This window comes from Altericroceibacterium indicum, assembly GCF_009828105.1.
In the GTDB taxonomy this organism is placed as follows: domain Bacteria; phylum Pseudomonadota; class Alphaproteobacteria; order Sphingomonadales; family Sphingomonadaceae; genus Altericroceibacterium; species Altericroceibacterium indicum.
Genome location: NZ_WTYQ01000001.1, coordinates 589,399 through 614,297, shown reverse-complemented (window position 1 = coordinate 614,297; position 24,899 = coordinate 589,399). Strand labels below are relative to the sequence as shown.

Sequence of the window (24,899 nt, the reverse complement as noted above, 5' to 3'; positions counted from 1 at the left end):
AGCCATGAAGGCATTTGACACGGCTGACAACAAAGGGGCTGGCGGGATGAAACCGCTGGCCCTTTCGCTTGGCGACCCCGCTGGTATCGGCCCCGAATTGATCTGCGCAGCCTGGGCAGCCCGCGACGTGCATGGGCTTTTCCCTTTTTTCGCAACGGGTGGTCGGAAGCTGCTCGAAAAGGCTGCTGAAGCACGCCAGATTGATGTCCCGATCCAAGCCATTGCCACGCCCGCTGAAGCCATGGAGTGTTTCCATCACGCTCTTCCCGTGCTCGCTGGACCAGATGGTGACTATCGCCCCGGATCACCAGACCCTGAAAGTGCCAAGATTGCATTGCTTTCGCTTGAACAAGCCACCGCCCTGGCTGTTGCAGGTGATGCCTCAGCTATAGTGACCGGACCGATCGCCAAATCCTTGCTGGCTGAGGTAGGCTTCGCTTTTCCGGGCCAGACAGAATTTGTCGCAAATGCCTGCGGGATTGCAGCACAAGACGCTGTGATGCTGCTGGCCGGGCCGCAATTGCGCACTGTGCCGCTCACTGTTCACTGCGCTCTATCTGAGGTTCCGGGCCTGATTACACAGGAATTGATTTGCCGGCGTACCCGGATTGTCCATGCCGCGATGCGTCAGGATTTTGGCCTGTCCACCCCGCGTATCGCCATGGCCGCACTGAACCCCCATGCAGGGGAGAACGGGCGGATGGGCCTTGAAGAACAGCATATCATCTCGCCCGCCATCGCCACCTTGCGCGCAGAAGGCATTGATGTGACCGGGCCACATCCAGCGGATTCGCTTTTCGCCCCTCACGCCCGCGATAGCTATGATGTTGCCATCGCCATGTATCACGATCAGGCACTGGTTCCGGTCAAGGCGCTCGATTTCGATGCAGGGGTAAATATGACGCTTGGCCTGCCCATTATCCGCACCTCACCCGATCACGGCACCGCCTTTGGCATCGCCGGACGCGGTCAGGCCCATGCAGGCGCAACCATTGCCGCTATCAAGCTCGCAGGTGAAGCCGCTGCCCGCCGCGCACAGGCCGCTACAACGTGACGAGTGCGCTTCCTCCGTTACGCGAAGTCATCGCCAAACATGGCCTGAGCGCTTCCAAGGCCCTTGGCCAGAACTTCCTGTTTGATGAGCATCTGCTTGATCGAATTGCAGCCATCCCCGGCGACATCAAAGGCCGCAATGTGCTGGAAATCGGCCCCGGACCCGGTGGCCTTACCCGGGCATTATTGCGCGCTGGTGCGAATGTGACCGCGATTGAACGGGACGCCCGATGCCTTCCAGCTCTTGCGGAAGTGTCAGATGCCTTCCCCGGCCAGTTAAAGGTCGTTGAAGGGGATGCCATGGAGATTGATCCGGCTAGCCTGTTCGACACGCCTTATGATGTCGTCGCTAACCTGCCTTACAATATCGGCACAGCCCTGTTCATTGGTTGGCTTTCCGGCCAGGAGTGGCCACCGCAATGGCGCTCGCTTACGCTGATGTTCCAGCAGGAAGTAGCCCAACGCATCGTCGCTGAGCCGGGCAGCAGCGCCTATGGCCGGCTTGCAGTTCTGTCCCAATGGCGCGCACAGGCCAGGCTGGCGATGAAAGTGCATCGCAGCGCTTTCACACCGCCGCCCAAGGTTATGAGCGCCATCGTCCATGTGACACCTGCCGATATGCCGGAGGGTGTTTCTGCCCGAATGCTGGAACGGGTCACCGAAGCCGCTTTTGGGCAGCGCCGCAAGATGTTGCGTCAGAGCCTCAAATCCCTGCCCGGAGCAGTGGACGGGCTGGAAGCACTGGGCATCGACCCGCAACGGCGCGCAGAGACGCTCTCGATCGATGAATTCGTGATGATAGCACGACATCTGTCTCCCTGATCCACACACGGGGCTTGGAGCATCGCACTTGGCGGGCTAGACCCGTTACAGATGAAACATTTGACCTCACAGGAACAGGCTCTGACCGAGCCTATCGATCCTCCCGCCATGCTCGCGCAGGTTCAGCGCTGGAGCGCCATCAACAGCGGCACGACCAATCTTGAAGGTCTGGCCCGGCAGGCAGAAGAACTCGCCGCAGCTTTCGGAGAATTGCCGGGAGAGCTTCGGATGGTTGCTCCAGCCTCCGTCACCGCAATTGATGCCGAAGGCCATGAGTTTGAAAAGCAACATGGCCATCATCTCGTTCTCAGCGTTCGGCCCGATGCCCCACGACGCGTGCTGCTGACCGGCCATATGGACACAGTCTTTCCGCAAGATCACCCTTTTCAGAAACAGAGCTGGCTGGATGATGAAACGCTGAACGGCCCAGGCGTCGCAGATATGAAAGGCGGGATTGCGGTTATGATTGCCGCACTCAAAGCTTTTGAAACCAGCCCTGCCGCTGCATCGCTTGGCTATGATGTGATGATCAATTCGGATGAAGAAACAGGTTCGCTGTCCTCATCCGCACTCATCACGCAACTGGCACAGGGCAAATATGCTGCGCTCACTTATGAGCCTTCCGCTCTTCCAGATGGGACACTGGCCCATGCGCGTGGCGGCAGTGGAAACTTCAGCCTCATTGTCACCGGGCGGTCTGCCCATGCCGGGCGTAACCCGCAGGATGGCCGCAATGCGATTGTCGCCGCAGCGGCTCTGGCACTCGGCCTCAAGCAATTGCAAGGCGATGATATCGCCATCAACCCGGCGAAGATCGAAGGCGGCAGTGCCAATAATGTCGTGCCCGATCACGCTGTGCTACGCTTCAACATTCGCCCGAAGACAAGCGCAATGTCGGATAGCTTCCCGAGCCTTCTCAGTGCATTGATTGAACAAGTTTCTACTGATCATGAGGTTTCTATCACCTGCCACGGCGGTATTTCCCGCCCGCCAAAGCCAGTCGATGAACGCGCTGCGCGCCTGTTCAATCTTGTCCGCGATACGGGTGAAGCACTTGGCCAGACAATTGGTTTACGCGATACAGGCGGCGTGTGTGATGGGAACAATGTCGCCGCTTGCGGAGTGCCCGTCGTCGATACGATGGGCGTGCGCGGCGGATCGATCCACTCACCTGATGAGTTCCTGATCGTGCCATCCCTTGCTGAAAAAGCAGCTTTGTCTGCCATCGTCCTTCACCGCCTTGCTACAGGAGCCTTGGCATGAGCTTTATCATCCGTGCTGCCAAACCCGGCGATCTTCAGGCCCTTTATGAAATGGCCAAGCTAACAGGCGGAGGTTTCACAAATCTTCCGCCAGACCGCAATTCCCTGCAAGCCAAGCTTGACCGTTCAGCGGCAGCCTATGCACGCAAAAGTGGTGAGTTGGAAAACGAGCTATTCGTGCTGGTGCTCGAAAATACCGAGACAGGCGCTGTGCGGGGAACATCGCAATTGTTCACGCAAGTTGGGCAAAACTGGCCTTTCTATTCCTACCGCATGACCATGCTCACCCAGCATTCAAAGGAACTGGAGCGCACAGTACGGGCAGAGTTGCTCAGCCTTACAACGGACCTTGAAGGCTCCAGCGAAGTTGGCGGCTTGTTCCTCCACCCTAGCGAGCGTGCAGGTGGTTTGGGATTGCTGCTCGCCCGCAGCCGTTATCTCTTTATCACCGCCCACCGCCAGCGTTTTGGCGAAAAGATCCTCGCTGAATTACGCGGCATTATTGATGAACGCGGTGGTTCGCCATTCTGGGATGCGGTTGGCGGCCGTTTCTTTGGCATGAGCTTTCAGGAAGCCGATTATTTCAACGCGATCCATGGCAACCAGTTCATCGCTGACCTTATGCCCAAACATCCTGTCTATACTGCCATGCTGAATGAAAGTGCCCGCAAGGTGATTGGTTTGCCCCACCCCAATGGCCGCGCCGCTATGCGGATGCTTGAAAATGAAGGTTTCAGCTATGAAGGCTATGTCGATATTTTTGACGGCGGCCCCACGATGACTGCCCGGGTCGACAATGTCCGCAGCGTGCGCGATGCCAAAACCCTTCCCGTTACGGATATGAGCTGTGAACGCGGTGAAAAAGCCCTTCTGGCCACCGGACAACTGGCTGGTTTCCGCTGCTGCTATGGCGCGCGAAATATAACGGACAACGGCATTTCCATCGACTCCCAATCGGCTGAACTGCTGAAAGTCAAAGAAGGCGATCCTGTCTGGAGCATTGCGCGATGAGCTTGGTTGAAGTGAATTTTGACGGGCTGATCGGTCCGTCCCATAATTATGCCGGGCTCAGCCTTGGCAATCTGGCCGCCACCTCGCACGCTGGCGAAACAGCCTTCCCACGCGATGCAGCCTTGCAAGGTCTTGCCAAAATGTGCGGAAATATGGAGCGCGGTTTGGTACAAGGGTTTTTCTTGCCCCTTCCCCGCCCCAATATGACCTACCTATCTGCCATTGCTGCCGATGCGCAAACTGACCGCGCATTGATCGCGGGCGCATGGTCTGCCTCCTCCATGTGGACAGCTAATGCAGCCACAGTCTCTCCTGCACCGGACACAGCCGATGGCTTGTGTCATCTCACTGTCGCTAACCTCGTAACCATGCCGCACCGGGCGCATGAATGGCCCGATACGCTGCGCCAGTTAAAGCTCGCTTTCGCCAATCGTGCGAGCTTTGCTGTGCATGGTCCTGTTCCGCCATCGTTTGGCGATGAAGGCGCAGCCAATCATATGCGCATGGCTGCATCACATGGCACATCGGGCGTCGAAATCTTCGTCTATGGCCGCAGCGGTGGCCCCTTCCCGGCCCGCCAGCACGAACAGGCGAGCCGCATCGTCGCCCGCAGTCATAATCTCGACCCCGAACGCGTGTTGTTTATTGAGCAGAACCCCGATGCCATTGCCGCAGGCGCATTCCACAATGATGTGGTAGCCGTCGCCAATGAACAGGTGCTGTTCACCCATGAACTGGCCTTTGCAGACCCACAGTCAGCCTATGCCAAAATCCGCGAAAAGCTGCCGGCTGCGGAGATCGTTGAAGTCCCGGCAAGCGCAGTCAGCCTTGCCGATGCGATCAGTTCCTACCTCTTCAACGCGCAGCTTTTGACACTTCCTGAAGGCGAAATGGCATTGGTGATCCCGACCGAAGCGTGGGAAACTGTGAGTGTCCGTAACTGGCTGGAAACGATGCTGGCGGGCAATGGCCCGATCCGGCAGGTCATCCCTGTCGATGTGCGCCAGAGCATGTCCAATGGCGGTGGCCCGGCATGCCTGCGGCTGCGTGTGGTGGCAGATCCTGACACGATTGATCCGCGCTTCCTCCTCACCCCCGCCAAAGCCGATATGATCGAAGGCATCATCACAAAATACTGGCCTGAACAGATCGGCCCGAAAGAGATCGGCGATCCGGCGCTTGCAGCCAGCATCAGGCAGGCACGCGAAGAATTGCTCAAAGCTCTCGACCTGATGGAGCTGAGCTGAAGATAATTGATAGAAGCGTAAGGCAAGTGGGGTGATTCTGTTGCAAGGCTCACCCCAGGCCCCTGGAATCCCTTCTGTTGCCCGGTGGGTCCAACCGCGCTTAGCTTTGTAAATTCGGGGCGTTAGCCCTTAAAATTACGCAGCGATTGCGAGTGCTTCGTTATCGTTGGCACTTGTGTGTTGTGAGCCTTAAACGGGTTACTCAGCCCGGGCGAAAATAATGTCTTTGAACACACGTCGATCCTGGTTCGGCCCCGTCAGAACATCCGCCGAAGCGGAGTTTGTGGTGGAGCCGCCGGGTACTGCCCCCGGGTCCGCTGCGTCTATTACACATCACAATTTATCGCCATAGCCGGTCGAAACCGGCAATCCCTATATAGAGATTACAAAGGCCTTGTGAAGGGATGGATTGAAAATCACGGTGCTTTTGCATCGCGATCCTTCAATTCGTGCAGGATTTCCTTCAAAACATCGAGCTGAGGATCGGTCGGAATTTCAGACGACTTCGAGCTATCATCTGTTTCCTTCTGTTTTTCCTGCATTTCGTCCAGAACACGGTTCACAACGCGAACCAGCATGAACAGCACAAAAGCGACAATCAAGAAATCGAGCGATTGCGTCAGAAAATCGCCATAGCCAATCATGGTGACGCCAGCAGCTTTCAATTCCGCATAATTATGCGGGTCGCCCGTATAACTCGCCGGGATATCCCCCAGCAGCAAAAACCAGTTCGAAAAGTCAATTTCCCCGAACATCCAGCCAATGATTGGCATCAGCACACTTTGCGTAAGCGATGTCACGATCTTGCCGAAAGCGGCACCGATCATCACGCCGACTGCCAAATCGAGAACATTGCCCCGCGCAATAAATTTCTTGAACTCGTTGAAAAGGCCCACTGTTATTCCCTCATGATTGCCTGGCAAATCGATGCCATGAAAGCAGTCCATCGCCAAGCGCTTGAAAGCAATCTCAGGCGTGCTATTTCCATAATACACTTTGCGGCATCTGCCGCCTGACAGGAGGTTTTGATTATCATGGCCAGTTCGCCGCTCACGCGCATTGTGCGCTACGCGACACTCACCATCGCAGCACTTAGCCTGGCTGCGTGTGGGATCAATTCGGTCCCCACTGCTCAGGAAGCTGCCAAAGCACGCTGGGCTGATGTTCAAAGCGCTTACCAGCGCCGGGCTGATCTTGTCCCCAATCTGGTGGCCACGGTAAAGGCCTCCGCGCAGTCTGAAACTCAAATCCTGACCAATGTGACCAATGCGCGCGCGCGGGCAACTTCCATCAATGTCACCACGGATGATCTGTCCAACCCTGCTGAATTCCAGAAGTTTCAGGATGCGCAGAACCAGCTGACGCAGGCCCTTGGCCAGCTCCGCACCGTTGTTGAGAATTATCCTGAACTCAAAAGCCAGGCCCGCTTTGCGGATCTGATGACGCAGCTTGAAGGCACGGAAAACCGTATCGACAATGCACGCACCAAATATAATGATGCGGTGCAGGCCTATAATACGGAAATCCGGACATTCCCCTCGATCATCGGTGCTAAACTGATCCATGGCGCGAAGCCAATGGAACCGTTCACGGCGGAACCTTCAGCGCAGACGGCTCCAACCGTGAATTTCGATTTCGGTTCGGATACGCCACCGGCTGCACCTGCTGCTCCAAAAAACTGATATATTCATAATGCTAACAAAACGCCTCTATTCCCCCGTTTTGGTGAGAGCTGTTATTGTCATGGTGGCAGCGCTCGCCGCCATTATGATGGCTTCCACCGCCTTTGCGCAAAATTTTCCGGCTCGCCCGGAAGGCCCTTTGCTTGATGCTGCCAATGTGCTTTCACCTGCTCAGAAACAGCAACTCGATCAGGAACTACGCGCCTATAATAAGTCGACGGGCCGTGCTGTTATCGTTGCAACGGTGACATCTCTCGATGGCGAACCGATCGAAACTTACACACGGCAATTGGCTGAAAACTGGGGAATAGGCGGCAAGGACACCGAAGAAGGTGTTCTCTTCCTTGTAGCACCAAAAGAACGGCAATTGTGGATCACCACCGCGCGCGGTGTGCAGACCACGTTGACCGATGTGATGGCGGGGCGGATCATCCGCAATGATGTCATCCCACGCTTCAAGGCAGGCGATATGGCGGGCGGCATCATGGCCGGCACCAGCCAGATCATCCAGGTGCTAAATATGGACCCGGCACAGGCCAAAGCGATTGCAGAAGCAGAAGCGGCTGCCCGCAAGAAGAGCGAGGAAGTCAGCGGTGGCACCATTGCCAGCGCGATCTTCTGGATCGTGATGATCGTTTTCTTTGTTGGCGTATTTGGACGGGGCGGCAGAGGACGCCGCTATCGCGGCAGCGGATCAGGCGCAGCTTTGCCGATGATGATCTGGGGCGCGAGTGAAATCGCCCGCCACTCCAGCGGTCGCGGTGGCTTCGGCGGTTTCTCCGATGGCGGAGGATTCGGCGGTGGCGGCGGCTTTGGCGGCTTCGGCGGCGGCGGCGGCGGTTTCAACGGCGGCGGCGCCGGGGGGAGCTGGTAATGGCTTTCCTCAATGAAAAGCAGCATGCCCATGTCACAGCGGCCGTGGCGGCAGCTGAACTGAAAAGCTCCGGCGAAATTGTCACCATCACGGCGCGGCAGTCTGACGGATATAGCGATATTGCGCTGGTTTGGGCCGCGATTGTCAGCTTTGCCCTGCTCACTCTTCTGGTCTTCATCGCAGAACCGGTCCTTCATTGGTACGGCGCGTTGCATGGCGAATGGAACGCAGATTGGGTTCCTTACGAAGTCTTCGCCATCGCAGCGGCCACGGGCATTGTAGCTTTTTTGCTCGTGTGGCTGGCCCAGCTCTGGACACCGCTGCGCTTTGCTCTGGTGCCTGGCCGCGTGAAAGATGCGCGTGTGCAGGACCGCGCGATTGACCTTTTCAAAGTGGGCGCGGAAAGCCGCACGCAAGGCCGGACAGGCATTCTCATCTATCTCTCCATGGCTGAACATCGCGCAGAAATTCTCGCCGACGAAGCCATCGCTTCAAAAGTCGATGCCGAAGTCTGGGGCGAAGCGATGCACGCCATGCTGGCCGAATTGAAGGAAGGCCGGATTGCCGAAGGGATGGTCGCCGCGATTGACCGGGTGGGTGATGTGCTGGCGCTCCATTTCCCGCGTGCAGATGATGACCAGAATGAAATTCCTGACAGGCTGATCGAATTATGATGCCTCCTGACCATGACGCGCCGGAAGAGATCGCCTGGCAAGGTGACTGGATTACGGCCAAAACCCGTGGGCGCTGGGAATATGTCAGCCGTGCCAAGGGCATCCGTGCGGCTGTCATTCTGCCAATCGACCATGACCATGTCATTTTGGTGGAGCAATATCGCATCCCGCTATCAAGCCGCTGCCTGGAATTGCCGGCAGGTCTGGTCGGCGATGGTAGCGATAATGATGGTGAAAGTGCTGATACTGCCGCCACGCGGGAGCTGGAGGAAGAAACCGGTTATCATGCAGACCATTGGGAAAATTGCGGCGAATTCTTCTCTTCTCCCGGCATGGTCAGCGAGAGCTTTACTCTGCTCAAAGCCACGGGCCTCACCAAGGTGAGCGAAGGTGGCGGTATCGATGGCGAAAACATTACCGTCCACCGGGTCCCCCTCGCCAATATTCGCAGCTTCATTGCAGAGCAACGCAAAGCGGGAATCGCGATTGATGTGAAACTACTGCTCTTGCTTGGTGCAGATTTGCTGGCAGAATGAACTGATGACAAATGTAACTATTTTGGGCGCGGGCGCCATGGGCTGCCTCTATGGCGCTGCTTTTCATCGTGCAGGCTGGAATGTGCTCTTGGTCGACGTCAACCAGGAACAGATCGACGCCATCAACACCAACGGGCTTGAAGTCGATACCCGCGCCGGAGTTGAACATTTGCCAATCAAGGCTGTTCAACCGGCTGCAGCAGATGGCACAGCCGATCTTGTGGTGCTGTTCACCAAGACATTCCAGACAGACCGTGCGCTGGAAGGCATCGCCCATCATATCGGGCCGGAGACCTACATTCTGAGCCTGCAGAATGGCCTTGGCAATGATGAGAGCGTGGCCCGCCATGTGGAGCGTGAACGGGTGCTGGTCGGCGTCAGCATGTTGCCCTCTGACCTCATTGGCCCGGGCCGTATCCGCTCCCATGGGGAAGGCAGCTCGAAACTTTATCCAGCCTTCACCACGGATGACAGTTTTGCCACCCAGGTGGTTGATGCGCTGAATACCGGCGGCCTTCCAGCAACACTCGATCCTGATATTGCTGCGGCGATCTGGTCCAAGGCGATCTTTAATGCGGCAATGAACCCGCTATGCACCCTCACCCGCCGCACGCCGGGCTTTCTCGGTGCGCATGAGGAAAGCCAAGCCATTATCCGCGATGTGGTGCTTGAAGGCGTTGCCGCCGCCAATGCCAATGGCGTGCCGATCCAGCCTGAACCCATTCTGGAGCTGACTGAAATGTCCGCCAAAGATCATGCTGACCATGAACCCTCAATGTTGCAGGACATCAAGGCTGGCAGGCGCACAGAAGTGGACGCGATCGATGGTGCGATTGTCCGCGCAGCACGGAAAGCCGGGCTAACGGCACCTGCAACGGAATTTCTCTGGCGCATGGTGAAGCTCGAAGAAGCCAAGCTCTGAGCACGTCCATTTACGCCACAAAAAAGGGCGGGTGCCACGACGGCCCCGCCCTTTTTCATGCGATAATTGCGCGATCAGACCAGATTGATTTCCCGCAGCCGTTGCATAAGATAATCATGCGAACTGATGGGTTCTTCACGCTTTTCAGGGTTCTCCGGATCGAAACAGCTTTCCAGCGGCTCGATCATATAATCGGGCCGGAAGTGCAAAAAGAACGGCATGGAATAGCGTGAACGTTTCGCCGCATCACCGACGGGGTTCACCACGCGATGCGTAGTAGAGCGCATTTTGCCATTAGTAAGGCGCTGCAGCATATCGCCGATATTCACTGCCAGAGCGCCTTCCGAAGGCTTTACCGCGATCCATTTGCCTTCACGCGAAAGCAGTTCGAGGCCAGATTCCTCCGCCCCCAGCAGCAATGTGATGGTGTTGATATCTTCATGCGCCGCAGCGCGAATGGCCCCTTCATTGCCTTCGGCTACGGGTGGGTAATGCAGCAGGCGCATCACTGAATTGCCATTCTCGATAGTGGGGTCGAAGAAATCTTCCTCCAAACCCAGATGAAGAGCGATTGCAGAGAGAATACGCTTCCCGGTATTTTCAAAAGCCTGGTAAAGCTCTTCAAAAGTTTCCTGAAAACCATCAATTTCAGCGGGCCAGACATTAGGCGGCATGAATTCTTCAAGCGGATCACCGGCCGGCAATGTGCGGCCAACATGCCAAAATTCCTTGAGATCGTTAATCTTGGCATCCTTGGCGCGCTCTGTTCCAAACGGAGTATAACCACGCGCACCGCCCTTCCCGGCGAGGAAGTAACTGCGTTTCACATCTTCAGGAAGAGCGAAGAATTGCTCACACTTTTTCCACGCACGATCAATCAATTCGGCGGAAATACCGTGATTGCGAACGATGGCAAAACCATACTCGCCAAAAGACTGGCCGAGTTCATCAGCCATATCCTCAAGTGAGCGTTCCAGTGAAACAGATGCAATGTCGGACATGATACTATCTTATAATTGAAGGAAAATTCCTGCCAGTGCAGCGCTCATCAAATTGGCGAGCGAGCCGGCAGCGAGGGCCCGAAGGCCCAGCTTGGCGATAACAGGCCGCTGGTTGGGAGCAAGCCCACCCGTCACGGCCATCTGAATGGCGATCGAACTGAAATTGGCAAATCCGCAGAGCGCGAAAGTGATGATCGCACGGCTCCGGTCACTAAGCACTTCCGGTCCCATATTGCCCAGTTGAATAAAGGCCACAAATTCGTTGAGAACGATCTTCGTCCCAAACATTCCACCGGCAATCTGCGCTTCCTGCCAAGGGATACCCAGAAGATACATAACAGGGGCAAACACTGTCCCCACGATGAGCTGGAAAGACAGATCGGGATAACCAAACCAGCTCCCTACCCAGCCAAGTAGACCATTAGCCAAAGCCACCAGAGCAACAAATGCCAGCACCATCGCACCAACGGCTACGGCCAGCTTGACACCCGTCTGCGCACCTTGTGAGGCCGCTTCGATGATGTTGGCAGGTTTGTGCCCTTCTTCAAATGTCTCAGCCAATTCCACTTCGCGATGAGAATGCCCGGTCTCATGCAAAGCTGCTGGCCCTTCTCCGCTGATCCGGCTTTCCGGCAGGGAATAGACTTCCCCCTCTGCGGCAGCAGAGGCCGGGCCATCGTCGGGCATGATGATCTTCGCCATCAGGATACCCCCCGGCGCCGACATAAAAGCAGCCGCCAGCAGATAAGGCAGATAGGCTTCCCCCAGCAATCCAGCATAAGCGGCCAGAATGGTGCCGGCGACACCTGACATGCCCACCGTCATCAAAGTGAACAAACGTGATGGCGCAAGACCGGCAAGATAAGGGCGCACCACCAGGGGGCTTTCAGACTGGCCGACAAAAACATTGGCCGCCGCACCAAGCGACTCGACAGGAGAAATGCCCGTCAGCCATCCAATAGCACCGCCCAGCCACCGCACGACACGCTGCATGATGCCCAGATGGTAAAGAATCGACACCAGTGCAGCGAAGAAAACAATCACCGGCAAAGCACCCAGCGCGAAGCTGTTGGACAGCGGATTGCCATCATTCGCACCGAACAGGAATTGCGTTCCCTGATCTGCATAAGACAGCAATTCCGCCACGCCGTGGGCCATTGTCTGAATGGCCTCACGCCCCCACGGGGCGCGTAAAACCAGCGCAGCCATGCCGATTTGCAGGAGGAAAGCAGAGCCTGTTACGCGAAGATTGATCCGACGATGACCAGTGGACAGAGCAAAGGCGATCAAAAGTATGACGGCAATGCCGAAGACATTTATGAGCAGAGGCGGCATGAAAATCCGTTGAATATCTCGGTAAAGGACCACATTGCGCAGTCGCGCGCCAAGGTCAAAGGATAAGGCCGCTTTTTTAACGGGTTCTTCCCTTTTTCTGTTTCAGGCAATAGCAGAGCGTCCATGCAAACCTCGACCACTCCACCGGCAATCCCTCTTCCCCTGTTCCTCTATTCCCTGCTCTATGGCGGGATGACCTGCATTGCAGGCGTTCTGGGCTCCAAGCAGGTGGCCTTGGGACCTTTGGCGGTGGAGGCTGGAATCTTCCCCTTCCTGCTGCTCGTGACTTTATCGAGTTCGGTAGCGGTGCTTTATGGTCGAGAGACAGCTAACCGGTTGGTGCGCTTTGGCTTTGTTCCACTCGGGACAGCCATCATCCTCACCTGGATCGTCCTCCAACTGCCAACTGACGCCGGAATGTACGAACCGGCTAAAGAAGCTTTCCCCATCGTGTTGGGGCAAAGCTGGCGCCTCATGGTCGCAGGTATCATCGCCTATGGCGTGTCCATGACGATCAATGTCTACGTCTTCGACAAGCTTACCAAGGGCGAAAATCGCGTCATCGCCCTGCCCGGTGCGATTGCATCCATGTTGAGCCAGGTGGTTGATACGCTGATCTTTATCACGGTCGCCTTTTACGGTGTGCGCCCGATCGGCAATCTGATTGCCGGGCAAGCGCTGTCCAAAGTGGTGTTGTCGCTCGTTCTGGTCCCGCCGCTTATTTCGCTATGCGTGAGGTTCGGGCGACGCTGGAGCTAAAGTTCTCCTTGCCCGAAGCTCCTTTGAGCAGAGAATGACAAAAAGCTGCTCTCACAGCGTAATATAGTCATAGAGCAGTCACATCAGCGCGGCAGGACCACCGGGTAGTACCGGGGGCTGCTTCGATGGAATGCGTGAAAATCTACACAACTGATGCTGGCAGTCTGCAACTTGCTGACTTTAGCCACAATGGAGTGAACTTTACTTTTGAGAACCTCCCTTCCACTGGGCCTAACGGCCTGATCGAAGGGCCGGTTTGGGTTTTTGTGGACTGGGTCCTGCCAGAGCTTTCAGGCCTTGAAATGTGCCGCCGTCTCAGGGCAGATGCGCGGCTCAGCGATGCCCATATCACCATGGTTCTGGAACAGGACGATGCCGAGGATCGCCGTCGTGCTTTAAAGGCCGGAGCGGATGATTACACCATCGGTCCGGTTGATCGGACGAAGATGCTTGACCGCGTGATGGCCCTCCACTCCCAAAGAAGTGTCCGCAGCCCGCATCATATGATTTCAGTGGGAGATTTTGTGATCGATCTGGGGGCCGAACAGGCTCGCTGGCAGGAGCACGCCATTTCACTACGCCCGAATGAATTTCGCCTGCTGCGTTATATGTTGGAGAATCCCAATCAGGTTCTTTCTCGTGAAACCTTGATTGAAGGCCTTGGTAAAAAGGGCGAGCCGATTGATTTGCGAACCGTGGATGTGTGGATCAAACGCTTGCGCAGCGGCCTAAAATCAGTCGGTGCCGGGCAATTGCTGCGCACTGTCCATGCGAAAGGCTATGTCCTCGACGCTGGATAATCACCACTTAGCCCAAGCAATATAAAGCCCCGCAAATTGCGGGGTTTTTTAATGCGCCTTTTGCACTCAGAAGAAAAAGGCCCGGCCGCATGGAGTTGCGACCGGGCCGAGTGGGTGGCTCTTTAGAAGTTGGCTGAGACAGACATTTTGAACGTCGTCCCAAGATCGTAGCTGTTCACATCAATCCGCCTATCAGCATTTTTCTGATATTCTTCATAGTTTTGATTGAGAATATTTCGGGCTTCAAACTTCCACTCTGTATCAATTCCGCCGAGCTTAATACCCTGACGCCAGACAAAGTCGAGTTTGATACCGGGGGATTCGATAATATCCGGCAGAAGATTGTCACCTCGTCCCGTTACCCGGTTGCTGGCATAATTCACCAGCAATGTCTGCTGTGAAAGCCCGTCCTGCGATTCTAGGCCGATTTGAAGATTGGCCACGTGATCTGATTGCCCGGTCAGTGGCGCACCATCTCTGAATTGAGCCAGCGCCGGAATCCCGACCGTAGGATAGACATCCACCGTATCGCCCTCGCCGACAACCAGTGCTGAATGGCTATAGGTGTAGTTTACCTGCGTAAACAGACTGCGATCAGAGAAGAATTTTCCGCCCAGATCATAAAGATCAAACGATTTACGCGCTTCAAATTCGGCACCATAAAGCTTGGCTTCAGGCGCATTTGCGAAATATCCGCGTGAGCCGTTATCGCCAAACCGGATGAAGGTTTCGATCGGATTATCGATCTTCTTCCAGAAACCGGCAAGGGAGATCTTGTCCTGACCCGACATGTAATATTCAAGCCGGACTTCCGCATTCGTCAGCTTGCTGTCCTTCAGGAATGGATTGCCACGATATTCACGGTTTGCCTCTGGGTCGTAATACAGTTGGAAGATCAACTCACGGAACTGAGGCCGGGCGATGGTCTTGGAGGCATTAAGACGAAGTTGCAGCTTGTCAGCGACATCCCAGGTGATGGTTGCAGCGGGCAGATAATAATCATGTGACAGGCTCGTGCCAGCCGTTGAGCTGCTGGGTGTGAGGAACATCTGCATAGGGCGAACATTCTGGTCAGCCGTTTCAAAACGCGCACCAAAATCGAGGCTCACCGCATCAACAGGTTCCCAAGTGGCCTTCACGTAAGCTCCATGGATACGCAAGGAAGCAGCAAAGGCCGGGTCACTTTCGGTCGTTTCGACCAAGGAATAATTGTAATATTCAGCAACTGAATGCTGGATCAGATAATCAGGCCGGAACGCCCCCACGCCAATGTCAAAATTACTTGGCGCGACGATCTGGAACTGCCGCCGGGAGGATTTGCGATAAGTATCCGTGTAAGAATACCCTGCGGTCAGAGTGAGACGTGGCCACACAAGGCCACTCACATCTATGCCGCCGTACCACAGATCTTCATTAAGGTCTGAAAAGGCAACGGATGCAGAACCTTCCTGCCCATTGTTCAGACGGTTAACAAAGATATCCCCGTAAGGATCATTTTCCAAATTCGTGCGAACATATTGGAAATTGGTTTCGAAAGGAGATTCGCGCTGGCTGTTGGCATAACCGCCACGCAAATCGATGCCAAAACTGCCGAAGCGCAATTCACCCACAAATTGCGAATCGATCAATTGCCGCTCGATCCAGGCGGTATCCTGATTAAAGCGGTCATAACCTGAACCAATATTACGCCCTTCGGACAGGCGCGTGTTTTTCAGCGTGTCGCGGATATAGAGGTTGGTGAAACGGAACTTGTGGCGGCCCAATTCAACGCCAATGCCGAGCATTCCGTTGACCGTAATATTATTATCAGTGCTGACAGTGCGGAAATCATCTTTCAAAATCGAAAGATCGGCCAGAGCGGCTGATTGCTGTGTGATATCGCGCGTGCGCCAGTCATTGCTGTAAGATGCCGTAGCGATCACACCGACACGTGCATCACCCACATCAAAGGCCGTTCCGCCTGTAAGAGAGCCGGACCAATTGGCTGGCACATGGTTCATTTTCTGAGTCAGAACAAGGTTAGGATCAGCAAATTCGCCAATGATGGCAGCCTTATCGATCGAGCTATCACTGATTTTCTTACCGCTGGCGAGAAAGGCATTGAGCTGCGGAGGAATATTCCGTGTTCCATTATCGAAACCCGTCCAGTCACTGCCTGAACCGTAATAGCTATAGCCTGTGTGGAACGTTGTTTCAGTATTAGCCGAACCGCCTACACCCACTGTAAGGAAGCTCTCTTCCGGCACAGCAATCGTGGTGAGATTGATAACACCACCGCCAAATTCAGCGGGATAATTGGGAGAATAGCTCTTCTGAACAACAGAAGAAGCAATGATATTTGTCGGGAAGATGTCGAGCGGCACAACACGGCGCAGCGGCTCGGGGCTTGGCAGCGGCAGACCATTGAGCAAGGCGAGTGAATATCGATCACCCAGACCGCGCACATACACCAACCCATTGCCAACAACGGAAAGGCCCGTCACCCGGCCAAGTGCGCCAGCAATATCCCCTTCACCCGTGCGCGCGATGTCCTCGGTAGAAAGAACAGAAACCACCTGATCCGAAGAGCGAACCGGATCGCGGTTCACGCGGCCGGTCACGATGATTTCACCAGGTGCAGAAATGTCTGGCGCAGAAGCTTCTTCTGCCTGCTGCTCTACTTCTTCGGTAGGCTGAGGCGGCATGGCAGTAGTGTTAGTATCTTGTGCATGAACAAGACCGGGCACGGTGACAGCTGTCGTGACCAGCAGCGTGCGGTAAAGCCAAAGTGGCTTGAACATCTCTTTTCCCCCGGGAAATCGTAACCAAGTGAGGGGGATGACCGGATTTCGGCCATCCCCCATCATGCAAATTTTGCTTGCAATACTCAGGTGACAGGTGAGCTGGCGCAGCTCTTGCCAGCGCCTAGGTCAGCGGCAGTGCTGTCACAGGTCCATCCCTTGTACCAACTGTCATACCCCGTGAAGACCGCACCAATATGCGCAGGGTTGGTGAAGAAGCTGGAGTAAGATGTCGGGTTCGTCACAGCGACGGCATTTTCATTCGAGCCGTTGGCGAAGGTCGTCAACAGAAGGCTTGAAGTGAAATTGGCATCATTATTGTTGCTGCCTGAACCGAAGGCCGCTTCAACATCCGCAGCCGTATTGCCGTCGCTGCCATTGCTGTTCACAATGAACGGTGTCTGGCATGTCATCACAACGGAACGGAACTGAGGCGGACCATTTTCATCAATGGTGGCGTCAGCCGCACGAAGTGTTTCCGGCAGACTGATACGAAGGCAAGCATAGGTCGGAGCATAGACCACAGAGTTCAGCAAGGTGTAGTCAGCAGCACCCCGGATCAACATTGCAGCAAGGTCGGAGCCACTGTCGCGCTGAACGAAAGTTGCGTTTGAAACAACGATATCCTGACGTGGAAGATCAGCGATATTGGAATTGTTGGAATCGGCTTCAATCATGGCATCGCCAGCGCCATTGCGCTGAACTGCGAGGACATATTGAATGAAGCCGCGAACGCCGGTGTCGGTGTCAAGGTTATCGTCATCTGCACCGATCAACACCAGGTTCTTTGCACGAATATCGCCGCCAAAGGCTTCAATCGCGTCATCAGAGCTGTTGAAGCTCATGATGTTTTCCATAACCGTTCCACTGCCGACACCGCCAAGGGTAAGGGACTGGAGTTCGTTATCGGAAGACAGCACATAGCCGGAATAGCGGATCTGCACATATTTCATGGTGCCACTGCTATCGCTATCGTTGTTACCGCCGAACAGGGCCGGATCAGAAGCGCCTTCCGTATCCCGCTGACAGGAATTGGTTGCACTGGTGTTGCTTTCTGATGCAGCCGTCCCCGTATCGCAATCTGTGATTTTACCACGGCCGAGCAACACAACGCCGCCCCACTGCCCCTGGTCCGTATCAGACGTATTCCCAAGGATATTCTGTTCGGATGTGAAGATGATCGGGTTGGTTGCTGTACCTTCCGCGTTGATCTTATTGCCGCGATTGACGACCAGATAAGAAACGCCTGTCCCTGCATAAACAACAACACCAGGCTCAATAGTGAGCGTAACATTGGTGTCGCTTGCACTGGCAGCAAAACCACCATCCGTACCCACATCCACGCGGCCATTCATGCGATAAGCAACGCCCGATGTATATGGCAGTGTTGAAGATGCATTAATGCGGGCAGGCAGAGTGCAAACGCGTACTGTTCCTTGCGGAACGTTGATAACGCCGCTGTCAGTCAGACCGGCAGGATCGCTGATCGTCGGGCACTCGCTCGCAGCCGTGACACTGCCAGTAGGCGTGGGTGTCGGTGTAGGCGTCGGGCCAGGCGTTGGTGTTGGCGACGGATTGATGATGACATCGCCGCCCGTACCGGGCGAGGAAATTTCTTCGGGGCCACAAGCAGATAATGCGAGCATGCTGCAGCCAATTACGAGCGAACGGGTCAAAAGTGTCACTGGTGGTCCCCCAACCTTGAGAATCAAGTATCGCGAAATGCAATCGCGACTCGCCAGCTAGGCCGTGGACGTGACAGTTTCTTTGCAAAAATGTTCGTATTTTGAAATGTTTACATAAGTCATCGAAATGACAGATGTGACATTCCAAGCCATTCTTCGGATCACCCCCGAAGATGGATGAGGATCTTCAAAATCCAAATGTTACAGTTCTATTACAATATTACATTTTTATTGCAGTCTGCAGATTACAGACGCAATCTCACACCATAGGAAAAATCCGGGAGAATTGTGATGATTGGAATTGTATTTGCTTCACTGCTGACCACCGCCATCGGGCCAACCGCCGCCATTGCCGATCAGCAAATGCCGCCAGAACAGATGAATGTTGCGTTTGAGCAATTGGCTGCAGGGGATTCGGCTGAGGCCATCGAAGAACTGCGACGCTCAGAATATGCAAACGACCCCGCGCGGCTCATCAACCTGGGCACAGCATATGCGCAGAGTGGTGACTATAAGAAGGCCGCGAAGTTCTTTCGTGCAGCTTTGGCCAGTGGCACGCAATACCGTCTCGAACTGGCAGATGGTAGCTGGATGGATTCCCGGCAAGCCGCACGACTTGCCCTTGCCAACCTGAACAGCAAAACCACACTTGCGATGCGGTGATCGCATCAAAAATCCATTTCAGCTCCCTCAAAACATGCTGAAATCCTGGCACCCGCTTGGCTACAGGCTTGGCGGGTGTTGCTTTAAGAGCACCGCTCCGGCTTACCGCAAATCTGTCACGATCTTGTCATTCGCTTAACCCAAAGGGGTATTCGGAGGGCAACGTGATTCTATCTTTTTGGAAAAGTCTGGCAGCGATGGGAATGGCTGGCGTGATAGCCCAGCCTGCCTATGCTGACGTGCTTGAGATAGGCGATGATGGCCCCTCATGGATTTCCGGACCCAATGTGACACTGAATGCGCCTGATAGCGCAGCGGTTCCAGACAATGTTGATATAGAAGTTCCCGCCAGTGCGGTGGCAGATTTGCAGCGCCATTCCGCCGGTATTCCTGCAACGTACTCGGCCAAAGTGGCAGAACTTTCGGCCAGATTTGACCTCAGCCCGGCTTTGATTGAAGCGCTCGTCTGGCAGGAAAGCCGCTGGCGCAGCAATGCGAAATCTTCAGCCGGAGCGCGTGGCCTCACCCAGCTTATGCCCGGAACCGCCCGTGAACTGGGCGTTGACCCAGGCGATCCGTTTGCCAATCTCGAAGGTGGCGCACGCTATCTTCGCGAACAGATTGACCGTTTTGACGGTGATATCGAAAAGGCGCTTGCCGCTTATAATGCGGGGCCAAAACGCGTGCTTGATGCAGGTGGCATCCCGGAAATTCGTGAAACAAAACACTATGTCGCGTCGGTCATTGGCCGCCTCGCTGACCATTCCCGGAGTAGTAATTGATGCGTGCACTTAACCGCCCCCTTCGTGGCCTGATGGCATTGGCGGCCCTTCTTTTACCGTCCGCAGCCTTTGCGCAGAGCGCTGGAGATCCACAAGGTTCAGGGCCCATTGTGGCAGCACTTGGCTGGATTCAGGGCACTATGCTCGGTAATGTGGCTACTGCAGTGGCTGTCATGGCCGTGGCAGCAGTCGGCTTCATGATGCTGACCGGCCGGATGAACTGGCGCTTTGGCGCAACTGTCATCATCGGTTGCTTCGTGCTGTTTGGCGCGGCTTCCATCGTATCGGGCATCCAGTCCGCTGCGGCGGTCGGCTGAGGAACGGCGGCGATGTCTCAACTTGTCCGCCACAGGGTTCACCGTGCTTTGACACGGCCACAAATGTTCGCTGGCGTGACGTATAATTTCTTTATCATCAACGCTGCGGTCACCACTGAATTATTCCTGATAACCGGAAGCTTTCTGGCTCTGCCAGCAGCGCTTGGCATTCACGGGGTCGGCTATCTCGCCTGCCTTCGGGAACCACGCATTTTCGACCTGTGGATCACCAAGGTCAGCAAATGCTCACGCGTGAAAAATTGGAAGCGCTGGGGCTGCAACAGCTACGCCGCCTGAGCGCGGTAAAATGAGGGGGTCGACAATGTCAAAAAAATGGCTCGGAGCCGCCGCCTGGAGCGCGAAGGAAGCGCAGGCAGGTGATCGCTTGCCCTATGCACGTCTGATTGATGACCAGACTATCCTGCTACGCGATGGCTCTTTGATGACCGCCTTGCAAGTGCCGGGCCTGTTGTTTGAAACCGAAGACACTGAAGCACTGAATGCCCATGCGGCAACGCGTGAGATCATGCTGCGTTCAAACCTCGATGCGCGGTTCGTGCTCTATCATCACGTCATCCGTCGCCGCGTGGAAGTGGAACTGGATGCGCAATTTGATGACACTCTATCGGCCCATATCGATCAAAGCTGGCGCGAAAAACTCGCTGGCGGATCTTTGTTCATCAATGATCAGTTCGTCACGCTGATCCGCCGCCCTGCGCGTGGCAAGGCGGGTCTGGCTGAGAAGCTTGGCAAAATGTGGCAGCGTCGCGGGCAGGAACAGTTGGAAGCTGACCCCAAGGATCTGCGCTCATTGCGGGCAGCAGCCCAGTCTTTTGCCGCATCACTTGGCGATTACGGCGCCAGAATGCTGAGCGATTATGCCGGCCCCAGCGGACAGATGAACAATGAGCTGCTGGAACTGCTGAGTGCGCTTTATAATGGAGAAATGCGCCCTGTCCGTCGCCCCACAGAGGAAACGGACATTGGCCAGATGCTACCTTATCGTCGGGCAAGCTTCGGTCTTGATGCAATGGAATTACGCGGCGCGAACGGCACGGACTTTGCCACTATCCTCAGCCTCAAAGACTATCCTGAAGCGACATCGCCCGGCCTGATTGACCCGCTGTTGCGACTGCCGTTCGAAATGATTGTGACAGAGAGCTTTGCCCCCCAGGAACGCCAAACCGCACGAGAGAAGATTGACTTGTCCCTGCGCCGCCTGCGTTCAGCCGATGAAGAAGCACAGGCAGAACGCGCCGATATGCTGGCAGCGCGTGATGAACTGGGCAATGGATCGGTCACATTTGGCGATCACCATCTCACCGTTCTGGTGCGTGAACGCGATCTTGCCCGGCTTGATGATGCCAGCGCCGCCTGCGCTGCTACACTTGCTGATGCCGGGGCGATTTCGGTGCGTGAAGACACCAATCTGGAGCCTGCTTTTTGGGGGCAATTCCCCGGAAATGAGACCTATCTTGTTCGCCGCGCGATGATTTCCAGCGCTAATATGGCAAGCTTTTCCTCGCTTCACGGCTTCGCGCTGGGTCAAGCGGAAGGCAATCACTGGGGGAATGCAGTCACCTTATTGCAGACAACCAGTTCAACGCCGTTCTTCTTCAATTTCCACAATGGCGATCTGGGTAATTTCACCGTGATCGGCCCGTCTGGTTCTGGCAAAACGGTGGTGATGAATTTCCTGGCCGCGCAAGCACAGAAATTCAGCCCACGCACTATCCTGTTTGACAAGGATCGCGGAGCGGAATTGTTCATCCGCGGAATTAACGGCCGCTATGAGCGCATCCATTCGGGCGAACCTTCAGGTTTCAACCCTCTTTCGCTGCCCGACACGCCTGCAAACCGCGCGTTTTTGCGCGACTGGCTTGGCGTCATGCTGAAAGCGGAAGGCCCGGAAGAACTGGCAATGCTGAGCCATGCAGTGGATGCCGCCTATGCCAACGATCCATGCTTGCGCCGCCTGCGCCATTTCAAGGAACTGCTTTCCGGCACACGCCGCCCACAACCCGGTGACCTGGCCGACCGTCTGTGCGCATGGATCGAAGATGGCGAAAATGGCTGGCTGTTCGATAATGCCCAGGATCAACTCGATCTGTCTGAGCGCGTGCTTGGCTTTGACATGACAGCACTGCTGGAAAATCCGCGCTTGCGAACACCGGTGATGATGTATCTGTTCCACCGGATCGATGAGCGTCTGGACGGTCAGCCCACGATGATCCTGATCGATGAGGGATGGAAGGCGCTCGACGATGAAGTTTTCGCCGCCCGCATTCGGGATTGGCTCAAAACTCTGCGTAAACGCAATGCGCTGGTCGGTTTCGCAACCCAGAGCGCGCGCGATGCTCTGGAAAGCCGCATTGCCACTGCCTTGGTTGAACAAACCGCCACGATGATCTTCATGCCCAATTCGCGGGCGCGGCCGGAAGACTATTGCGATGGTTTCGGCCTGACCGAGCATGAGCTGGAACTGATCCGGTCCCTGCCCGCCCATAGCCGTTGCTTCCTGGTGCGCCAGCCTGATGCCAGTGTGGTCGCCCGGCTCGACCTGTCCGGATCGCCGGAGGTTCTGACTATCCTTTCCGGCCGGGAAAGCGCGGTTCGCCGCCTTGATGCCATCCGGGCCACTGTGGGTGATAATCCAGCTCGCTGGTTCCCCATTCTCACCGGCCACCCTTGGCCCGGTGATGAAGAGGGTGAAGATGGCTACAGCGTTTGGGAGGCGGCAGAATGACCGACGCCACTTGCCAGATGGCGATGGATAGTGTCGGCAGCGGGGTGGCCGCCTCGCTCCATGCGGTCGATTGCGTCGCCAATGAAATGACCAGCTCTGCCTTCGGGCGGTTGTTCGGCACCCATGGCGCGCTGATGCCAGCACTGACCATTCTGCTGACGCTCTACATCGCATTTTTCGCCCTTTCTCTGCTGACCGGACGCAGCCGCCTCGGCATTTCCAGCCTGACTCCCCGCATGATGACCATCGGTCTGGTGCTGACCTTCGCCACAAGCTGGGTCGCCTATCAAGGAGTGGTGTGGAATTTGGCAACGGGCGCGCCCAATGAAATTGCTGGCGTGTTGATGGGCACCAAAGGCTCCGCCACCGATATATTTGCTGCCAAGATTGATGTCGTTTTCACTGCCTTGATAGAAGCGACTGGCGGACAAGCCAATGCAGCCCAGGGTGCAACCTCCACCTTTTCTCCGCAGGGTCTCCTATGGCTGGGCGGAACATTGCTGTTGCTCGGCACGGTGGGCGTGCTGGTCACCGCCAAAATTGCTTTGGCCGTGTTGCTCGCGATTGGTCCGGTATTTGTGGTTCTGGCACTTTTCCCTGCCACACGCGGATTATTCACTGGCTGGGTGAAAGGCGTTGTTCTGCTGGCCATGACCCCGCTTTTCGCTGTTCTTTCCGGTTCACTGATGCTGGAACTGTCTGTTCCGGTTCTGTCTGCCCTCTCCGCCACGCCGGGGCAAATTGATCCACGTGCTGCGATGGCCTTCTTTGTGATCGGCGCTGTCCATATGGCCTTGATGGTGCTGGTCATGAAAGTGGCTGGAACCATGGTCGGCGGCTGGAGTGTGTTTGGTCTTGCCGGTGAAGGCAAAGAAAGTGCCAATGCCACTGCGGCACGCAGCAATGTCGCTACGACGGTGGCGGCCCCACAGCCAGTTCCCACAACAAACCGCCAGATCCGCGTTCCGGCAACGATGGCGACACTGGCCGCCAACGATAGTGGAACGTCCGGTAGCAGCAGCCATCGCACAACCCGCATTATTGCAAATGGGTTAGCATCAAGCGCGATAGCAGCTCCCGCCGCGCATGGGGCCAGAACATCGCGTGCCAAAGGCGTCGGCAGCCGTTTTCGCGCCGCGCCAGCCCGTTTTTCGGAGAAACTGAAATGAACCGAGGTCTCTGGACAGGGGCAGCCTTATGTGCCCTGACCCTCACCAATCCTGCCCATGCCGATCCGCGTCTGGTGAACCACCTCTACAAATCAGATGAGGTCGTACGCATTCAAGGCCGGGTGAATGTGCAGGCAACCATCGAATTTGGCGATGATGAGCATATTGAAAACGTTGCCATTGGCGATTCCAACGCCTGGCAGGTGACACCAAATAAACGCGCGAACTTATTGTTCATCAAACCGCTTGAAGCCAATGCCAAGACCAACATGACCGTGGTCACTGATCAGCATAATTATTATTTCGATCTGGACGCTTCCGGCAAAGCAACACCCCTTTATGTGCTGGCGTTTTCTTACCCGGAAAAGGTAAAGACGGCACCGCAGAAGGATATGCCCGCCCCTGCCCCGAATGCGGTGGAAATAGCCGCTGCAACTGATCCCTATGCGGTGGTTGATCCAGCAGAGCTGAACCGCAAATGGACTGGTGCAGGCGATGCGAAACTGCTGCCAGTCGAAGCCTATGATGATGGTGACGCCACGTTTCTGACCTGGCCAGCCGGCCGCCCGATACCAGCTATTCTGGTGAAAAATCAGCAGGGTACCGAAGGCCCGGTAAATTTTGCCGTGCGCAATGATGTCATCGTGGTGGACGGGGTTCCACGCGAAATTATTCTCCGCTCTGGCCCCAATACCGCCACACTGACCAACAACGGCCCTGTCCGCGAAAGCAGCCGCGATACCAAGCGCTCCTTCGCTCATGCTGAGGAGGTGAAATAA

24 protein-coding genes and 1 other RNA gene are annotated in these 24,899 nt (G+C 55.7%); 19 read left to right on the top strand and 6 right to left on the bottom strand.

Going from position 1 to position 24,899, the window contains the following annotated elements; all coding sequences use genetic code 11:
* The first annotated feature begins 4 nt into the window (after positions 1 to 4).
* From pdxA to GRI39_RS03020, 5 genes are read left to right on the top strand one after another with little or no spacing between them, the layout of a single operon-like run.
* Positions 5 to 1,054, top strand: coding sequence for a 4-hydroxythreonine-4-phosphate dehydrogenase PdxA (gene pdxA / locus GRI39_RS03040; protein ID WP_246204838.1), 1,050 nt, complete (start codon positions 5 to 7; stop codon positions 1,052 to 1,054).
* The gene (gene rsmA / locus GRI39_RS03035) at positions 1,051 to 1,875 is read left to right on the top strand and encodes a 16S rRNA (adenine(1518)-N(6)/adenine(1519)-N(6))-dimethyltransferase RsmA (protein ID WP_160738195.1); all 825 of its coding nucleotides are present in this window, start codon (positions 1,051 to 1,053) and stop codon (positions 1,873 to 1,875) included. Before pdxA ends, rsmA begins: the two co-directional genes overlap by 4 nt.
* Before the next feature lie 51 nt (positions 1,876 to 1,926).
* A complete protein-coding gene (locus tag GRI39_RS03030) occupies positions 1,927 to 3,138 on the top strand; it encodes a hydrolase (RefSeq protein ID WP_160738194.1) in 1,212 nt (403 codons plus the stop codon).
* The gene (locus GRI39_RS03025; protein ID WP_160738193.1) at positions 3,135 to 4,148 is read left to right on the top strand and encodes an arginine N-succinyltransferase; all 1,014 of its coding nucleotides are present in this window, start codon (positions 3,135 to 3,137) and stop codon (positions 4,146 to 4,148) included. The genes GRI39_RS03030 and GRI39_RS03025 overlap by 4 nt, the downstream gene beginning before the upstream one ends.
* Positions 4,145 to 5,395 (top strand): N-succinylarginine dihydrolase, encoded by a 1,251-nt coding sequence (locus tag GRI39_RS03020; protein ID WP_160738192.1) that lies wholly within the window; start codon positions 4,145 to 4,147, stop codon positions 5,393 to 5,395. The genes GRI39_RS03025 and GRI39_RS03020 overlap by 4 nt, the downstream gene beginning before the upstream one ends.
* 63 nt (positions 5,396 to 5,458) lie before the next feature.
* Here the strand turns inward: GRI39_RS03020 and ssrA are convergent.
* Together ssrA and mscL are read right to left on the bottom strand one after the other, a co-directional pair.
* Positions 5,459 to 5,800: a transfer-messenger RNA gene (gene ssrA, locus GRI39_RS03015) on the bottom strand.
* An 11-nt stretch (positions 5,801 to 5,811) separates the two neighbouring features.
* Positions 5,812 to 6,291: a large conductance mechanosensitive channel protein MscL gene (mscL, locus tag GRI39_RS03010; protein ID WP_343033278.1), complete on the bottom strand. Its 480-nt coding sequence runs from the start codon at positions 6,289 to 6,291 to the stop codon at positions 5,812 to 5,814.
* A gap of 138 nt (positions 6,292 to 6,429) precedes the next feature.
* Here mscL and GRI39_RS03005 point away from each other — a divergent pair, with 138 nt between their 5' ends.
* The 5 genes from GRI39_RS03005 to GRI39_RS02985 are packed head-to-tail and all read left to right on the top strand — an operon-like array spanning position 6,430 to position 10,083.
* Entirely contained in the window at positions 6,430 to 7,077 is a 648-nt protein-coding gene (locus tag GRI39_RS03005; protein WP_160738190.1) for a LemA family protein, read from the top strand.
* A 10-nt stretch (positions 7,078 to 7,087) separates the two neighbouring features.
* Positions 7,088 to 7,951, top strand: a complete 864-nt coding sequence (locus GRI39_RS03000; RefSeq protein WP_211371407.1) for a TPM domain-containing protein — start codon at positions 7,088 to 7,090, stop codon at positions 7,949 to 7,951.
* Positions 7,951 to 8,625: a TPM domain-containing protein gene (locus GRI39_RS02995; RefSeq protein WP_160738189.1), complete on the top strand. Its 675-nt coding sequence runs from the start codon at positions 7,951 to 7,953 to the stop codon at positions 8,623 to 8,625. The genes GRI39_RS03000 and GRI39_RS02995 overlap by 1 nt, the downstream gene beginning before the upstream one ends.
* Positions 8,622 to 9,161, top strand: a complete 540-nt coding sequence (locus GRI39_RS02990; RefSeq protein WP_211371406.1) for an NUDIX hydrolase — start codon at positions 8,622 to 8,624, stop codon at positions 9,159 to 9,161. The genes GRI39_RS02995 and GRI39_RS02990 overlap by 4 nt, the downstream gene beginning before the upstream one ends.
* A 4-nt stretch (positions 9,162 to 9,165) precedes the next feature.
* Positions 9,166 to 10,083 (top strand): ketopantoate reductase family protein, encoded by a 918-nt coding sequence (locus GRI39_RS02985; RefSeq protein WP_160738188.1) that lies wholly within the window; start codon positions 9,166 to 9,168, stop codon positions 10,081 to 10,083.
* 74 nt (positions 10,084 to 10,157) lie between these two features.
* Here the strand turns inward: GRI39_RS02985 and GRI39_RS02980 are convergent, their stop codons facing one another.
* Entirely contained in the window at positions 10,158 to 11,084 is a 927-nt protein-coding gene (locus GRI39_RS02980) for an isopenicillin N synthase family dioxygenase (protein WP_160738187.1), read from the bottom strand.
* A 9-nt stretch (positions 11,085 to 11,093) separates the two neighbouring features.
* On the bottom strand, positions 11,094 to 12,419 hold the full coding sequence (locus GRI39_RS02975; protein ID WP_160738186.1) for a NupC/NupG family nucleoside CNT transporter: 1,326 nt from the start codon (positions 12,417 to 12,419) through the stop codon (positions 11,094 to 11,096).
* A gap of 123 nt (positions 12,420 to 12,542) precedes the next feature.
* Between GRI39_RS02975 and GRI39_RS02970 the strand changes: the two genes are divergently transcribed.
* Together GRI39_RS02970 and GRI39_RS02965 are read left to right on the top strand one after the other, a co-directional pair.
* The gene (locus GRI39_RS02970; RefSeq protein ID WP_160738185.1) at positions 12,543 to 13,178 is read left to right on the top strand and encodes a queuosine precursor transporter; all 636 of its coding nucleotides are present in this window, start codon (positions 12,543 to 12,545) and stop codon (positions 13,176 to 13,178) included.
* A gap of 125 nt (positions 13,179 to 13,303) precedes the next feature.
* Positions 13,304 to 13,978, top strand: coding sequence for a response regulator transcription factor (locus tag GRI39_RS02965; protein ID WP_160738184.1), 675 nt, complete (start codon positions 13,304 to 13,306; stop codon positions 13,976 to 13,978).
* 122 nt (positions 13,979 to 14,100) lie between these two features.
* On the opposite strand, the gene GRI39_RS02960 is transcribed toward GRI39_RS02965, so the two are convergent.
* A complete protein-coding gene (locus tag GRI39_RS02960) occupies positions 14,101 to 16,758 on the bottom strand; it encodes a TonB-dependent receptor domain-containing protein (protein ID WP_160738183.1) in 2,658 nt (885 codons plus the stop codon).
* Positions 16,759 to 16,844: 86 nt separating this feature from the next.
* Complete coding sequence (locus tag GRI39_RS02955) at positions 16,845 to 18,404, bottom strand: hypothetical protein (RefSeq protein ID WP_160738182.1); 1,560 nt, start codon at positions 18,402 to 18,404, stop codon at positions 16,845 to 16,847.
* A 330-nt stretch (positions 18,405 to 18,734) separates the two neighbouring features.
* On the opposite strand from GRI39_RS02955, the gene GRI39_RS02950 reads away from it, so the two are divergent.
* The 7 genes from GRI39_RS02950 (at position 18,735) to GRI39_RS02920 (ending at position 24,899) form a co-directional block, all read left to right on the top strand.
* Positions 18,735 to 19,106: a tetratricopeptide repeat protein gene (locus GRI39_RS02950; protein WP_160738181.1), complete on the top strand. Its 372-nt coding sequence runs from the start codon at positions 18,735 to 18,737 to the stop codon at positions 19,104 to 19,106.
* A gap of 197 nt (positions 19,107 to 19,303) precedes the next feature.
* Positions 19,304 to 19,888 (top strand): lytic transglycosylase domain-containing protein, encoded by a 585-nt coding sequence (locus GRI39_RS02945; RefSeq protein WP_425482322.1) that lies wholly within the window; start codon positions 19,304 to 19,306, stop codon positions 19,886 to 19,888.
* Positions 19,888 to 20,205 (top strand): TrbC/VirB2 family protein, encoded by a 318-nt coding sequence (locus GRI39_RS02940; protein WP_211371448.1) that lies wholly within the window; start codon positions 19,888 to 19,890, stop codon positions 20,203 to 20,205. Before GRI39_RS02945 ends, GRI39_RS02940 begins: the two co-directional genes overlap by 1 nt.
* A 12-nt stretch (positions 20,206 to 20,217) precedes the next feature.
* Entirely contained in the window at positions 20,218 to 20,502 is a 285-nt protein-coding gene (locus GRI39_RS02935; RefSeq protein ID WP_160738180.1) for a VirB3 family type IV secretion system protein, read from the top strand.
* Between the two features lie 25 nt (positions 20,503 to 20,527).
* A complete protein-coding gene (locus GRI39_RS02930) occupies positions 20,528 to 22,951 on the top strand; it encodes a VirB4 family type IV secretion/conjugal transfer ATPase (RefSeq protein ID WP_425482321.1) in 2,424 nt (807 codons plus the stop codon).
* Entirely contained in the window at positions 22,948 to 24,120 is a 1,173-nt protein-coding gene (locus tag GRI39_RS02925) for a TrbL/VirB6 family protein (protein WP_160738178.1), read from the top strand. The genes GRI39_RS02930 and GRI39_RS02925 overlap by 4 nt, the downstream gene beginning before the upstream one ends.
* Positions 24,117 to 24,899, top strand: coding sequence for a TrbG/VirB9 family P-type conjugative transfer protein (locus GRI39_RS02920; RefSeq protein ID WP_160738177.1), 783 nt, complete (start codon positions 24,117 to 24,119; stop codon positions 24,897 to 24,899). The genes GRI39_RS02925 and GRI39_RS02920 overlap by 4 nt, the downstream gene beginning before the upstream one ends.

What these genes read in the sequence shown, in the direction of transcription:
- GRI39_RS02930 (WP_425482321.1), top strand. Translation starts at nt 20,528, where the DNA reads ATGTCAAAAAAATGGCTCGGAGCCGCCGCCTGGAGCGCGAAGGAAGCG.
- GRI39_RS02960 (WP_160738183.1), bottom strand. Translation starts at nt 16,758, where the DNA reads ATGTTCAAGCCACTTTGGCTTTACCGCACGCTGCTGGTCACGACAGCT.
- GRI39_RS02920 (WP_160738177.1), top strand. Translation starts at nt 24,117, where the DNA reads ATGAACCGAGGTCTCTGGACAGGGGCAGCCTTATGTGCCCTGACCCTC.
- GRI39_RS02995 (WP_160738189.1), top strand. Translation starts at nt 7,951, where the DNA reads ATGGCTTTCCTCAATGAAAAGCAGCATGCCCATGTCACAGCGGCCGTG.
- GRI39_RS02970 (WP_160738185.1), top strand. Translation starts at nt 12,543, where the DNA reads ATGCAAACCTCGACCACTCCACCGGCAATCCCTCTTCCCCTGTTCCTC.
- GRI39_RS02940 (WP_211371448.1), top strand. Translation starts at nt 19,888, where the DNA reads ATGCGTGCACTTAACCGCCCCCTTCGTGGCCTGATGGCATTGGCGGCC.
- GRI39_RS02955 (WP_160738182.1), bottom strand. Translation starts at nt 18,404, where the DNA reads ATGCTCGCATTATCTGCTTGTGGCCCCGAAGAAATTTCCTCGCCCGGT.
- GRI39_RS03005 (WP_160738190.1), top strand. Translation starts at nt 6,430, where the DNA reads ATGGCCAGTTCGCCGCTCACGCGCATTGTGCGCTACGCGACACTCACC.
- GRI39_RS02950 (WP_160738181.1), top strand. Translation starts at nt 18,735, where the DNA reads ATGATTGGAATTGTATTTGCTTCACTGCTGACCACCGCCATCGGGCCA.
- GRI39_RS03025 (WP_160738193.1), top strand. Translation starts at nt 3,135, where the DNA reads ATGAGCTTTATCATCCGTGCTGCCAAACCCGGCGATCTTCAGGCCCTT.
- pdxA (WP_246204838.1), top strand. Translation starts at nt 5, where the DNA reads ATGAAGGCATTTGACACGGCTGACAACAAAGGGGCTGGCGGGATGAAA.
- GRI39_RS02980 (WP_160738187.1), bottom strand. Translation starts at nt 11,084, where the DNA reads ATGTCCGACATTGCATCTGTTTCACTGGAACGCTCACTTGAGGATATG.
- GRI39_RS02975 (WP_160738186.1), bottom strand. Translation starts at nt 12,419, where the DNA reads ATGCCGCCTCTGCTCATAAATGTCTTCGGCATTGCCGTCATACTTTTG.
- GRI39_RS03020 (WP_160738192.1), top strand. Translation starts at nt 4,145, where the DNA reads ATGAGCTTGGTTGAAGTGAATTTTGACGGGCTGATCGGTCCGTCCCAT.
- GRI39_RS02935 (WP_160738180.1), top strand. Translation starts at nt 20,218, where the DNA reads ATGTCTCAACTTGTCCGCCACAGGGTTCACCGTGCTTTGACACGGCCA.
- GRI39_RS03000 (WP_211371407.1), top strand. Translation starts at nt 7,088, where the DNA reads ATGCTAACAAAACGCCTCTATTCCCCCGTTTTGGTGAGAGCTGTTATT.
- GRI39_RS02965 (WP_160738184.1), top strand. Translation starts at nt 13,304, where the DNA reads ATGGAATGCGTGAAAATCTACACAACTGATGCTGGCAGTCTGCAACTT.
- GRI39_RS02985 (WP_160738188.1), top strand. Translation starts at nt 9,166, where the DNA reads ATGACAAATGTAACTATTTTGGGCGCGGGCGCCATGGGCTGCCTCTAT.
- GRI39_RS03030 (WP_160738194.1), top strand. Translation starts at nt 1,927, where the DNA reads ATGAAACATTTGACCTCACAGGAACAGGCTCTGACCGAGCCTATCGAT.
- GRI39_RS02925 (WP_160738178.1), top strand. Translation starts at nt 22,948, where the DNA reads ATGACCGACGCCACTTGCCAGATGGCGATGGATAGTGTCGGCAGCGGG.
- GRI39_RS02945 (WP_425482322.1), top strand. Translation starts at nt 19,304, where the DNA reads ATGGGAATGGCTGGCGTGATAGCCCAGCCTGCCTATGCTGACGTGCTT.
- GRI39_RS02990 (WP_211371406.1), top strand. Translation starts at nt 8,622, where the DNA reads ATGATGCCTCCTGACCATGACGCGCCGGAAGAGATCGCCTGGCAAGGT.